The sequence below is a fragment of the Comamonas thiooxydans genome, assembly GCF_002157685.2.
GTDB classification, from domain to species: Bacteria; Pseudomonadota; Gammaproteobacteria; order Burkholderiales; family Burkholderiaceae_C; genus Comamonas; species Comamonas testosteroni_H.
This window is the reverse complement of the sequence record NZ_AP026738.1, coordinates 4,813,433-4,825,509: the sequence shown is the minus strand read 5'-3', so window position 1 is coordinate 4,825,509 and position 12,077 is coordinate 4,813,433. Positions and strand designations below refer to the sequence as shown.

Annotated in this window: 10 protein-coding genes and 1 tRNA gene; 9 read left to right on the top strand and 2 right to left on the bottom strand. The window is 53.6% G+C overall.

Annotation, left to right across the window (positions count from 1 at the left end; all coding sequences use genetic code 11):
- Window positions 1-103 precede the first annotated feature (103 nt).
- The 9 genes from CTR2_RS22470 to CTR2_RS22430 all read left to right on the top strand — a co-directional run bounded on the left by CTR2_RS22470 (window position 104) and on the right by CTR2_RS22430 (window position 9,090).
- Window positions 104-574, top strand: coding sequence for an FKBP-type peptidyl-prolyl cis-trans isomerase (locus CTR2_RS22470; RefSeq protein WP_003052041.1), 471 nt, complete (start codon window positions 104-106; stop codon window positions 572-574).
- Between the two features lies 1 nt (window position 575).
- Entirely contained in the window at window positions 576-1,565 is a 990-nt protein-coding gene (gene ispH / locus CTR2_RS22465; protein ID WP_087080830.1) for a 4-hydroxy-3-methylbut-2-enyl diphosphate reductase, read from the top strand.
- Window positions 1,566-1,747: 182 nt separating this feature from the next.
- The gene (gene serS / locus CTR2_RS22460) at window positions 1,748-3,064 is read left to right on the top strand and encodes a serine--tRNA ligase (protein ID WP_003072786.1); all 1,317 of its coding nucleotides are present in this window, start codon (window positions 1,748-1,750) and stop codon (window positions 3,062-3,064) included.
- 31 nt (window positions 3,065-3,095) lie between these two features.
- Window positions 3,096-3,185, top strand: a tRNA-Ser gene (locus CTR2_RS22455).
- A gap of 112 nt (window positions 3,186-3,297) precedes the next feature.
- A complete protein-coding gene (locus CTR2_RS22450; RefSeq protein ID WP_237704453.1) occupies window positions 3,298-5,064 on the top strand; it encodes a site-specific integrase in 1,767 nt (588 codons plus the stop codon).
- Between the two features lie 444 nt (window positions 5,065-5,508).
- On the top strand, window positions 5,509-6,621 hold the full coding sequence (locus CTR2_RS22445; protein ID WP_140400976.1) for a hypothetical protein: 1,113 nt from the start codon (window positions 5,509-5,511) through the stop codon (window positions 6,619-6,621).
- A 556-nt stretch (window positions 6,622-7,177) separates the two neighbouring features.
- Window positions 7,178-7,504 carry a DUF7673 family protein gene (locus CTR2_RS22440; RefSeq protein WP_131361324.1) on the top strand — a complete coding sequence of 109 codons (327 nt, stop codon included), beginning with the start codon at window positions 7,178-7,180 and terminating at the stop codon, window positions 7,502-7,504.
- 107 nt (window positions 7,505-7,611) lie between these two features.
- Window positions 7,612-8,178, top strand: a complete 567-nt coding sequence (locus tag CTR2_RS22435; protein ID WP_003065914.1) for a recombinase family protein — start codon at window positions 7,612-7,614, stop codon at window positions 8,176-8,178.
- A 207-nt stretch (window positions 8,179-8,385) separates the two neighbouring features.
- Window positions 8,386-9,090 (top strand): rolling circle replication-associated protein, encoded by a 705-nt coding sequence (locus CTR2_RS22430; RefSeq protein WP_003065916.1) that lies wholly within the window; start codon window positions 8,386-8,388, stop codon window positions 9,088-9,090.
- Window positions 9,091-9,857: 767 nt separating this feature from the next.
- Here the strand turns inward: CTR2_RS22430 and CTR2_RS22425 are convergent.
- Both CTR2_RS22425 and CTR2_RS22420 read right to left on the bottom strand, forming a co-directional pair.
- Entirely contained in the window at window positions 9,858-10,592 is a 735-nt protein-coding gene (locus CTR2_RS22425; protein WP_003065918.1) for a hypothetical protein, read from the bottom strand.
- The gene (locus CTR2_RS22420) at window positions 10,592-11,899 is read right to left on the bottom strand and encodes a DNA cytosine methyltransferase (RefSeq protein WP_176391593.1); all 1,308 of its coding nucleotides are present in this window, start codon (window positions 11,897-11,899) and stop codon (window positions 10,592-10,594) included. The genes CTR2_RS22425 and CTR2_RS22420 overlap by 1 nt, the downstream gene beginning before the upstream one ends.
- Window positions 11,900-12,077: the final 178 nt, after the last annotated feature.

The following is a 12,077-nucleotide window of genomic DNA, read 5'->3' as shown; positions in this document are numbered from 1 at the left end:
TCGCTTGCACAAGGCGGGGAAGGAGCGGGCCGGCCATCTCAACGCGGCGGCGAAGAGGTTATAGGCTCGCTCTTACAATGCAGCCCAGTTTATCGGGACTTTCATGACCACAAGCGCAACCCCTTCGGATCTGCCCGTCGTGCAGGCAGGCTCTTTTCTCACGCTGCATTACCGCCTGGCGGGCCCTGCGGGCGATGTGATCAATACCTTCAACGAAAAGCCGGCGACGCTGTCGCTAGGGGCGGGCGAGCTGTCGCCGGCCATGGAAGACAAGCTGATCGGCCTGGCCGAAGGCACGCACACGACTTTCGAGCTGCCCGCAGGCGAGGCTTTTGGCGAGCGCAACCCCGACATGATGCAGTGGGTGGCCCGCAAGCTCATGAACGAGCTTGGCGACCCGCATGAGCAATACACCGCTGGCGATGTGGTGCAGTTCCCCACGCCCGACGGCAGCGGCAGCTACGCCGGCGCCGTGGTGCAGGTGCGCGAGGACGGCGCCGTGCTGTTCGACTTCAACCACCCGCTGGCCGGCCAGCCCGTGACGTTTGAAGTGAAGCTGATCGGGGTACTTTGAAGTGGTGGGTGCCAAGGAAGTCCTGCTGGCCGAGCCGCGCGGCTTTTGCGCCGGGGTGGATCGCGCCATCGAGATCGTGGAGCGGGCGCTGGCCAAGTTCGGTGCGCCCATCTATGTGCGCCACGAGATCGTGCACAACACCTTTGTGGTCAACGACCTCAAGGCCAAGGGCGCCATCTTCATCGAGGAGCTGGACGAAGTGCCGCCCGGCGCCACGCTGATCTTCTCGGCCCATGGCGTCTCCAAGGCCGTTCAGCAGGAGGCCGAGCGCCGCGGCTTTGCCATCTTCGATGCGACCTGCCCGCTGGTCACCAAGGTGCATGTGGAAGTCGCCAAGCTGGCCAAGGAAGGCTACGAGTTCCTCATGATCGGCCACAAGGGCCATCCCGAGGTCGAAGGCACCATGGGCCAGCTCTCCGAAGGCATTCACCTGGTCGAGGACGAGGGCGATGTGGCCAGGGTTGCGCCGCGCCAGACCGAGAAGCTGGCCGTGGTGACGCAGACCACGCTGTCGGTCGATGATGCCGCAGGCATCAAGGCCGCCATCAAGGCGCGCTTTCCCATGGTGCGCGAGCCCAAGCAGCAGGACATCTGCTACGCCACGCAGAATCGCCAGGACGCCGTCAAGGTGCTGGCACCCCAGGTGGATCTGGTCATCGTCGTCGGTAGCCCGACCAGCTCCAACAGCAATCGCCTGCGCGAGCTGGCCGATCGCCTGGGCACGCCTGCCTATATGGTGGACAACGCGCTCGAGCTCAGGGAAGAGTGGTTTGCCGATGCGGCCCGCGTGGGCCTGACGGCCGGGGCCTCGGCGCCCGAAGTGCTGGTCGACGAGGTCATCGCACGCATCAAGCAGCTGGGGGCCGTCGCCGTGCGCAAGATGGACGGTATCGAGGAAACCATCAAGTTCCCGCTGCCCAAGGGTCTGAAGATTGACGCGGCCACGGGCCTGGAAATCGAAGTGCGCAAGGCGCCCGAGACCGGACATTGAGTCACAGCAAGCTGATTGCTTGTAACTTCATAGCGCCTTGCGCACGGTATTCAATGACTTCAGATGGCTTTTATCTGAAAATCTATGAATAGCCCGCGCAAGGCGCTTTGCTTTTGATAGCTGACTGCTGCCATCCCCCGTGTATCGGCCGGGTGCGGCCAGTCGCTCTAAAATCCCCCTCTATGCTCGACATTCAACTTCTCCGCAAAGACCTGGATTCAGTCGTCGCCCGACTGCAAACCCGCAAGAACCCCCAAGCCTTCCTGAACGTGGAAGCCTTCAAGGCGCTGGAATCCGAACGCAAGTCCATCCAGACGCGCACGGAGGAGCTGCAGTCCAAGCGCAACCAGTTGTCCAAGCAGATCGGCATGTTGATGGGCAAGGGCGAAAAGGACGCCGCAGAAGCCGCCAAGGCCGAAGTGGCCGCCATGAAGACCGAGCTGGAGCAATCGGCCACGCGCCTGGACCAGATCCAGACCGAGCTGCAGGCCATGCTGGTGGCCGTGCCCAATCTGCCTCATGAGTCCGTGCCCGTGGGCGCCGACGAAGAAGGCAATGTGGAAGTGCGCCGTTTCGGCACGCCGAGGAATTTCGACTTCGAGATCAAGGATCACGTCGATCTGGGCGCGCCCATCGGCCTGGACTTCGAAGCCGGCGTCAAGCTCTCCGGTGCCCGCTTTACCGTGATGCAGGGCCAGATCGCGCGCCTGCACCGTGCGCTGGCCCAGTTCATGCTGGATCTGCAGACCGAGCAGCATGGCTACACCGAATGCTATGTGCCCTATATCGTCAACAGCGATTCGCTCAAGGGCACGGGCCAGTTGCCCAAGTTCGAAGGTGATCTGTTTGCGGCCCAGAAGGGCGGCCAAGATGCCGAGCCCCTGCCCGACACCGCGGCTCTGTACCTGATTCCCACGGCCGAAGTCCCGCTGACGAATCTGGTGCGCGACGAAGTGCTGGCCGAAGATCGCCTGCCCATCAAGCTGACCGCACACAGCCCCTGCTTCCGTTCCGAAGCCGGCTCCGGCGGTCGCGACACGCGCGGTCTGATCCGCCAGCACCAGTTCGACAAGGTCGAGATGGTGCAGATCGTGCATCCCGAAAAAAGCTATGAAGCGCTGGAAGAGATGACCGGCCATGCCGAAGCCGTGCTGCAGAAGCTCGGCCTGCCGTACCGCGTGATGAGCCTGTGCACGGGCGACATGGGCTTTGGCGCTGCCAAGACCTACGACCTGGAAGTCTGGGTGCCGGCACAGGGCACCTATCGCGAAATCAGCTCGGTCTCCAACTGCGAAGCCTTCCAGGCGCGCCGCATGCAGGCCCGCTTCAAGAATGCGCAGGGCAAGAACGAGCTGGTGCACACGCTCAACGGTTCCGGCCTCGCCGTGGGTCGTACGCTGGTCGCCGTGCTGGAGAACTATCAGAACGCCGACGGCTCGATCACCGTGCCCGAAGCACTGGTTTCGTACATGGGTGGCAAAACTTTGCTGAAGGCCTGATTTTTTAGGCTACAATAGATGCTTCGACACAGGAGAGGTGGCAGAGTGGTCGAATGTACCTGACTCGAAATCAGGCGTACGTGCAAACGTACCGTGGGTTCGAATCCCACCCTCTCCGCCATATAGCATTTAAGCCGTTGATTTCATGGGATTTCCCATAAAATCAACGGCTTATTTCTTTTGTTTTCTACACAAAGGTGCTACACAAAATGTCGAATAGGGATTCGGTCTCCGTGGACGAACCGAACATGCCTCAACTCCCTACAGGCCTAGTGCGCCACGACAATGGTCGCTACTATCACCGCCGCAGAATCCCCGAAGATCTGCTCCAGGCCGATGGCAAGAAGGAACACCTTAGGTCTCTAAAGACCTCCGACTACCGGCTCGCTGTAGAACGTTTCCACGTTGCCGACGCTAAGCTGCAGGCGGAGTGGCGCAAGCTCAGGCAACGCAAAACAGACTTCTTTGCGGCGCGGCAGGTCCAGGCAGCCATAGTGCTCAAGGAGTTGACGGCCGAAGACATCGACCGGATCGCTCAGCATGTCGAGGCAGCGGCTCTGGCTGGAGATGAAAAGCGGCGCGAGACTGGCACTTACGACGTCTCGGAGATTGAGGACTACCAACGCGCTTACACTGACGCCCTGCCAGAGATGAAGGCAGCTGTGGCCGTTGGTGACATTGAGGTGTTGGGGCCAATGCTCCGGCAATTTTTGTACCTGCATCGGTACGAAGATCACTTGGGCGAAGGCGACTTCAGACGCCTTGCCATCGCCTACGGCCGGGCAGTCATCAGAACCAACGAGAAGCTTTTACGTCGCTATGAAGGCGAAGACGTGCCGACGCCCAAGACCGCTACGCACGAACAACACCTGCTGTCGGAAGTCATTAACGACTACATCGAGAAGTACCAGGCCGACAAGTTTGAAGCCATGTACAAAAAGGTCTGTGCGGTGCTTCCGATGCTCTTGGATGTAGTCGGCAACAAGCCCATCCACACTCTGCGACAGACTGACCTCAATCGCTTTTTTGAAGTAGTCAATCGCCTTCCACCCCGCTGGAAGGATGTGGCACGTCAGAAGAAGCTGACGGTACTAGAGGTCGCAGGTCTTGGGCTGGGTGAGATGTCGCCCGCTACCTTCGAAGGCACTTACAAAGCCGTCGTAACGCCTTTCCTGGGTGCCGCGCGGACCAACTGGCAAGACAAAGGCTTCCCAACGACACTGACCACCGAGAGGATCCGCTACACGGGGAGTCGTGAAGAAGGGGAAGGGCATCAGCGAGCCTTTCGTCCTCAAGAGCTGGAACGCCTATTCATGGGGCCTGAGTTGGCTGGCTACGCCAAACGGCCTGAAGAACTGCACATGTTCTGGCTGCCACATTTGGGGCTGTACACAGGTGCACGAGTCAACGAGCTATGCCAGTTGAACCCGGTAGTCGACATTCTCAAAGACGAAACTTCAGGTGCCTGGTACTTGAACATCACCGAGCAATCTGAAGCTGCCGAGAACGTCAAGAAACGCGTCAAAACCAAATCTTCAAGGCGCAGGGTACCCATTCATAGTCAGCTAATCGGAATGGGCTTTCTTGATTATGTGGATGCACTCAAGAAACAAGGAAAAAAGCTTCTGTTTCCAGGTTTCGAGCCCGGTAAGGGACGTGCAGCGACCGAGGCCGAAAAATGGTTTCGCCTGTTCTTGCGTGACACAGGCTTGCGTGACGAGACGCCTAGTGCGCGGATCGTAGGCATGCATGCGTTTCGTTCAACGCTACTAAACCGTGCGGCCAATTTGGGAGTTGTGAACGCTGAATCCCTAACAGGCCACGCCCAGAGTATGACCAACCTGTCTCAGGCGCAAGACTCGGTCGTCGGTGGCGAGACATCATTGGTGGTCAAGAAGTATCAGGGCGAACTTGATATCGGAGTAAAAAGTGCAATCCTGGAGCGCATCGTGTACCCAAACCTCAAGTTCTTCACCCCTGTAAAGCCCTCGGCACTGTAAGGCTCTGAATACGCTGCTCGTAGCCACAATGTTTCCTAACAGTCAGTCGTTATCGAACATGCGAGCATCGACCTAGGCAACCGCCCAGCGACGGTTTTCAGGTGTGTAGCGGGCTACGGCCGGCACGACACACGCGCAACTGGGAGCGTGTGTTGGTGGTCACACTCAATCCGGGAGCGGTCAGTCTATGAGCTTGGCTGCCAGGCCTGAAAAGTTATCCATCAACGTCGCATGAGGCAGGCGACAGCTACCTTGACATTCATAGCTACCGCATGCGGTCTTTAGCTTTAGATAACGCTGAGATTTTGAGCGGTTCCCGCAAGTCTGAAGCCATGTAAATCAAAGGATTCATAAACGCTTTTGTAACTTTTGTTACTCAATGTATTTTTGAGGCTATGATTACAGCGAGGAACATCCTAAATCGCTAAATTTAAATCATTAAATATGAAAAATAAGCTGAGATCTCTTGCAGGAATTGCAACTGTTTTTGTCTTAACCGGATTCTCCGCAGTCAACGCGCAGCAAAATTTCAAGTTGACAGTTGTGAATTCAGGTGAATATCTCGGTTACCCTAATTTTTGCTCTGATTTTTATCTGAAAAAGACCAATGATAATTGGTCTGTGGCGACTGATGGGAACATTAAAAATTCTGATTATGAATATCTAAAAGGATGCTTTGTAAAATCGTCTTCTGATAATAAAGCATTGGAATTTTATATTGCGCTGAATACCAGAAAAGGTTGCGATTATAGGGGTAATATTCCAATACAGGGCGCTAAAAATAGAACAGATGATTACTATCAGTGTAATTCTAATTTCGCCAAATTAAACATTTTTGGCGGCGGATTTTCAAATAATGAACCGATAAATTTTGATCTACTTAATAAAGCTTTAGAAAATTCAGAGGTTGCGATTATTGCCAATGATACCTATCGCAAAGGAATGGAAAAGTCAATTGATTCGGCAACAGCGACAAATGGAAATATTGAGTATTTTTTTACTAAATATGCCATATATTTGAATCATGAGGAGCAGAGTGAAATTGCAGAAAAATATTTAATTAACAACTCTCGCATCCAACCAATAGAGTTAGTACGAAAACTTGTTACACCAGCGACGCTTGAACGAGTTGCCGAAAATCACAAAAAAACTTCCTATGCAGACTATTTACGGGAAGTTGAGGCGGTTTTTGTAGGTAACCCTACCCAACTAGAAATTTGGAAATTAAAACAGCGGCAACCTTTAGCTACTGCAACTCATTGGGCTCAGGTCGATTTCGATAACATGGTTCCAAAGATTGACAATCATTTTCAGAAAATAAAAAATTCTCAACAAAAAAAGGCAGAAGATTATTTGTCTAGTTTTAGAAAGTCAATCAAAGTTGGAGTAGACACACATTGCGGGACCGTAATCGAAATGCGTCCTCCTATGATTAAGCTGGCGCTAAATGCGCCACTTGCCGGTTACACAAGTGAGCCGTGGATAAAAGTATCCGAAGCATTTCCTCCTGAGTATGGCTGCACCAATACAAACGGCCGACTCTCCCCGCGCAGTTAAGGACATTCTGCATAAATCCGCATTGGGGCGGCACCGCCAGTTCGTCACTCATAAAAACTGCTAATGACCTGTGTGGAGCTACGGAACTTGGTCATCCTTGCGAGGGCTCTGCAGAATGGCTGGACTGGCTGGCGCAGTAGCCACTAGCAAAGCGACAAGTCCAATAGATCGGTATCGGTAGCAGCTGTCGTCGGCTCACCGTGACGGCAGCAAGCTTAAGGCAGTCATTGGATTGCAGCGATTTCGTGATGCGCATCTTTCCGCGTATCCAGCTTTCAAGCCCGACAGCTGTAGCGGTTGCACGAGCACCGTTGATGTGCACCGCTTCTTCGGCATACAGCATGTCAATGCCCCGCGGCAGAATCTGCTATCAGTGTATCATCGATAGCAAAAATCAATTGATTCGATAGAAAATATCAATAATGGAAAAACGACCTTTGTTTGAAGACAGTTTTTGAAAACTTCAATGCTTCAAGATTTGAAGCGACCATCTTGCAGCCTTGTTGGTCTACCAAACTGATGAACAATCTGTTTTTCGACAAAACTTGGAGGCCCTATGGCGACTCTGTCTTTCAATGCCTTTGCTAAGCCTTCTAACAAGCATTACGAAGCCATAGCTGCTTGTCTTCAAAGCATGCTGGACCTCGCTGAAAGAAATAGTGGGCAGTCAGCCTGCGCCCAACGAATATTGCTCTCGATCTACAGCCCTGGTGATTACAAAATGAGCGGATCTGATTTCACTGGTCTTGATATTCCGCACATTCACAACGCAATTCACTTACTTCATGAACATGGAATGTGTCGCAAAGACATTTTCAATCTCGTAGAGGGAGGTGAAGCGCGTGTTCTCAGGCTCGCAGAGCTTACCCATCTGTATCCATAAAACGATGGGTTTCTGCACAGCGCAGGAACCCGTCGTTCTGGGTGCTTGGAGCTATACAGAAATGTGCAAGAAGCCATCCATTAATCAACATACAGAAAAGGGGGACTATGGCGGAAATTGGATATGCGCGGGTCAGCACCCACGAGCAGAGTCTGGACCTTCAGCGCGACGAGCTGAAGCGCGTAGGAGCGGAAGTTATTTACGAAGACTGCGCGAGTGGCAAGACAGCCGAAAGGCCCGAGCTTCAGCATTGCCTGAAAGCCCTGCGGGCAGGGGACACACTGACCGTTTGGCGGCTGGATCGACTCGGCCGCAATCTGCAAGACCTTATTCGCATCGTCACCGAACTGGAAGCCAAGGGCGTGACGTTCAAGTCCCTCAAGGAGTCGATTGATACCCGCGGGCCTGCTGGTAAGCTGGTATTCCACCTGTTCGCGGCCTTGGCTCAGTTTGAGCGTGAGTTGCTGCGTGAACGAACTATGGCCGGGCTGGATGCAGCAAGATCCCGGGGGCGCAAAGGCGGCAGGCCTCCCAGCTTGTCACCCGCACAAAAAAACATGGCTCTGTCGCTGATAAAAAGTGGTGACCTGGGCATTTCCGAGATTGGTAAGCAGTTCGGCGTGTCACGTTCGACGCTATACAACCTCATGACGAGCAGCCGAAACGCTGCTTGAGCCAAAAAAATGGGCCTGGAAACACCCCCCAAGGCCCATGGAATTAAGCCGGTGCTATCCGGCTTTCATCGCTGTGTCCAACTACTGGAACTATCCAAATCAGTATAGGGCAGTTCAACAATAACTCGCTCGCAATTGAGGGCAACAAATTAGTACCGGCATGCCGGTTTGAGGACAGATGGTGGCGAGCGCTCTTTGGAGCGCACCATGCATCACAACACCACAAGTCTCGGTGGGTCTCGTCGACTCGCTGAACTTGTCAATAAGATTGAAACAAGTGCGTCGGCACTCAAAAAGCGCTTACGCATTTGTCGAAAAAAGCTCAAAAGGCTGACCAAAGAGTATCGCCGTATTGCAAAAGCCAAGGGCTTGTACGCTGTGGCTGTTACCTTGACATTCGCCAAGGATACGGATTTTTGTGCGAAGCACATCACGCGGTTCCTCAACTGCTTACGCTCTAAGCTCAAACGCAAGGGCCATCAGCTGCTTTATGCATGGGTGCTTGAGCGTGCAGGCGCTTTGCACTACCACTTGGCACTGTGGTTGCCGCGAGGTTTCAAATTGGACTGTACGGAATTGGCCAAGTGGTGGCCTTGGGGTAGTACCTGGAATGAGGCATGTCGCAAAGTTTCTGCCTGGATTCACTACATCAGCAAGCGCAATTGCAAGACTGATCTGCCCACAGGGGCACGAGCTTTTGGCTACGGAGGCTTGGATGAACAAGCCAAAGAAGCGGTACAGCATGCAATGCTTCCTGAATGGCTAAAGACCTTGCTATCTTCAAATGCAAAGGTAAAGCGAGTGCCAAAGGTGGGCTGGCTGAATTTGGGGACAGGGGAGGTCTACGAATCTCCATGGCTATGGTCACCGAGAGGTTGCAGACTCAAAGCGCAAGCGGCAAGTACCCAGTAATTTCATCTACGATGCTGGCTTAGCAATCAGGCAGCAGCCTAGATCAGGATGCAGGCACGCTGAAGGTGTGTCCTGGGCGTCAACCCATTCAACATGCATTTGAAGTCAGGCAGCTTCAACTTTATGCCAGCACGCTATACCGAGTGGTGCGCCGACTTGCTGCTCAACACGGAGCATCCCCGAAAGGGGTGTTGAGAAAAGCGCCGTATCGTGAGCGCAAAAAAGCCCGGGAATGAACCCGGGCCAAACGTGGAAACAACTACGAAACTTTGAGCCATTTGAGACCTTTGTTCGTCAAGCGTTGACCTCTGCCAAACATTGCTCTCATTCATGTATAGCTTGTGCAGTGATCGATGATGGACTGTTGAGGCAAATATTTATATTCCTATACATCCTATTGTGACGCCCTAGCATTCGCAGAGAGATGTCCTAGAGTTATTGAAGGTGCTGGCCATCGTTGACCGTCAGTCCGTTCGGTGCTGACCTGAATTTTTGAACTGACCTACGGCAGCATTCGACTGCGGATTCAACCCGTTGCTGCCCTTCGTGCATCGACAACAGATGTCTGCTGAGCAGCGTGTGCGGTCTTAAACCTTGCAGAACTCGAAGCTCAAAAGCTGTCGTTCAACGCTCAAATTAAGCCGCGAACCGAGGCTTGCCGAGCCTCCTCGATACCCGGGGCGATTCACTGTGGCATAGCTACGTCTGGGGTTGGGGGAGGTTGGCCTGGGACTGATTTATGCAACAGCGCCCCTTCAAAACCTAACCTAAATCTTTGAAATACACGGATGCTCAGGAAAATTAAGCACAAATTCCTCAGCAATGGCCCTAACACCAGCCGCCCAGTTAGCCCCTTTCACCACACGATTCGTATTTTCAAAATTTCTTAAAAAAGTCTTTGTTATGTGAGGATTATTAAGAGTCGCGCCTCTTTGTGCTATATAGCTCAAACGCAACTGCAGAATTTCCAGCATCTTATTCGGAGATATTCTTGGTTCTCCTTCGACAACTAAATCTAGAGCAGCCTGATATTCTTCCGCAGTCCACTGCTGCTTATGCAGGCGTTTCGCATCCTCTATCGAGTAAGAATCTTGTGTTCCACAAACTTCATACAAATCCGCGAGAACTAATCGACGTGAAGCCCAGACTGCGAGCTTGAAATCAATCGATATTTTCTCCTCGATTGATGCGATCCAAGGCTCCATATCAACGGGTGTCAAGCATAGACAATACTGAAGCTCAGGCCTTCTAGCTTCTTTCGAGTAGAACCCAATCACAAAAATCATTCGCCGCCATTTTTTGATGTGATCCATTCCCACATCCCGCGCTGTCGAAACAGTCGTGCCTGTCGAAGACTTTACTTCAACATCAAAGCGGACACGCTGTCCATTGACTTCCATATCTAGGACTGCGTCAACGCCGGCGCGCTGATGAGCAGGATCCCAATTGAGGTTGAACATCCTCACAAGCTCGCGCTCGCGCTCATCATCTTGTACTGGCATTATTTCCCTGTCAAAGCTCTAGCAACCTGTCTTGCTACAGCATAACCTACCGGAGGGCACACGCTATTACCAATTTGCCCGAGCGCTTGATATACCGCACCCTCGAAGCGCCAGGAGGCAGGGAATCCCTGAAGCAAGGCACAATCATCCACTGCCATCCGGAAATGGCCATTCTCCGGAGGGTAGGCTGCGGCGATAGCATGGGTCGGCTGGACACCGTTGGGCCAGATGTGCAAAGCGTTCCAAATTTCTAGCGCGGCTTTGCTGTTTAAGACTCCAGTTGTATTCCTTGGTCCCGTGAAACCTGAGCGCAATGTTGGCGCTACCACATCGTAGCCTTTGGGTGGCAATCCCAGGCTGCGACGAGCAGTGTTACGCGGCAAAATCGGCCCAAAGACACCCTCCACATCTCCATGTGTTGGCTCTGGCTCAGCCCACCGCGCAGCATCACGTGCAGCCCGGAATCCGACAAAGAAAACACGACGGCGTGCTTGAGGCACACCAAAGTCATGAGCCGCAAGTTTGAACTTGAAGATCGTGTACTTTTCCTCCAAGGGCTGAAGAATGTTCTCTTGAACGAATCCCTCAAACTTTCGATCCAGAAGTCCCGGTACGTTCTCGGCAACGAAGGCACGCGGCCGGGTCTGGAGTACACACCGGATGAAGTCAGGCCACATGTTGCGAGGGTCGTCAGCGCCGGCCTGCTTTCCTGCAATAGAAAACGGTTGGCAAGGCGGACCTCCATGAACAATATCGACCCCCCTGAAGTTGCTGAACGGAGCTGTGCGAACGTCACCAGCCTCTGCACCAGAGTACACGGTCCACTCTGGTCGGTTGGAGCGCAAGGTCTCGCCACAAACGTCGAGGATCTCAAATGAGGCAGTATGGCTGAAGCCTGCGCGCTCGAAGCCGAGGTCGAGGCCACCGCCACCGGCAAACAGCGATAGAGAAGAAAGCCCGTTGCATTCAAGTTGAGGCATCAGATCGTCTACATCTAGACGATCTCCAAATTCTGCATTGAGCCGGGGGTTGTCTTCATGGGCCTGTAGCAATCGGAGCTTTCGCTGCTGTGAACGAATAGACGTTTCCCTATAGCGATCCCGCTGCTCATCAGTCAATTCATACGGCATAAAACTCCTAATGCAAGCAATCACTCGCATCCCATGCGAGCAACCTGTAAATAAATACAGTATACAAGCCCGCTTCAAACATCCTGTATGGCGGGAATTATCGTAGAGCTTCTCGATGCCCTCCGCGGCCAAGGTGAAAAGTAGGGCGTTGCTGAGCGCTATTGCATAGCCCGACATGAGGATGCGCCTCACCCTGAATCGCACCGGTTCCCGTAGACACCTTCGAGCCTCCGAGCGACTGAAAACGATCAAAGCGGCCACTCAGGCTCACGAACTCGAACGACTGAGTTCAGCCTGGACCTGCCGTTCGTAGTCACGTACTGGGCGATAGCTCCTGGCCGAACTCAGCCAGTCA

Excerpts from the sequence above, each read along its gene's own strand:
- CTR2_RS22420 (WP_176391593.1), bottom strand. The coding sequence starts at position 11,899 with ATGTCGGGCTATGCAATAGCGCTCAGCAACGCCCTACTTTTCACCTTG.
- CTR2_RS22425 (WP_003065918.1), bottom strand. The coding sequence starts at position 10,592 with ATGCCAGTACAAGATGATGAGCGCGAGCGCGAGCTTGTGAGGATGTTC.
- CTR2_RS22470 (WP_003052041.1), top strand. The coding sequence starts at position 104 with ATGACCACAAGCGCAACCCCTTCGGATCTGCCCGTCGTGCAGGCAGGC.
- CTR2_RS22430 (WP_003065916.1), top strand. The coding sequence starts at position 8,386 with ATGCATCACAACACCACAAGTCTCGGTGGGTCTCGTCGACTCGCTGAA.
- CTR2_RS22435 (WP_003065914.1), top strand. The coding sequence starts at position 7,612 with ATGGCGGAAATTGGATATGCGCGGGTCAGCACCCACGAGCAGAGTCTG.
- CTR2_RS22445 (WP_140400976.1), top strand. The coding sequence starts at position 5,509 with ATGAAAAATAAGCTGAGATCTCTTGCAGGAATTGCAACTGTTTTTGTC.
- CTR2_RS22440 (WP_131361324.1), top strand. The coding sequence starts at position 7,178 with ATGGCGACTCTGTCTTTCAATGCCTTTGCTAAGCCTTCTAACAAGCAT.
- serS (WP_003072786.1), top strand. The coding sequence starts at position 1,748 with ATGCTCGACATTCAACTTCTCCGCAAAGACCTGGATTCAGTCGTCGCC.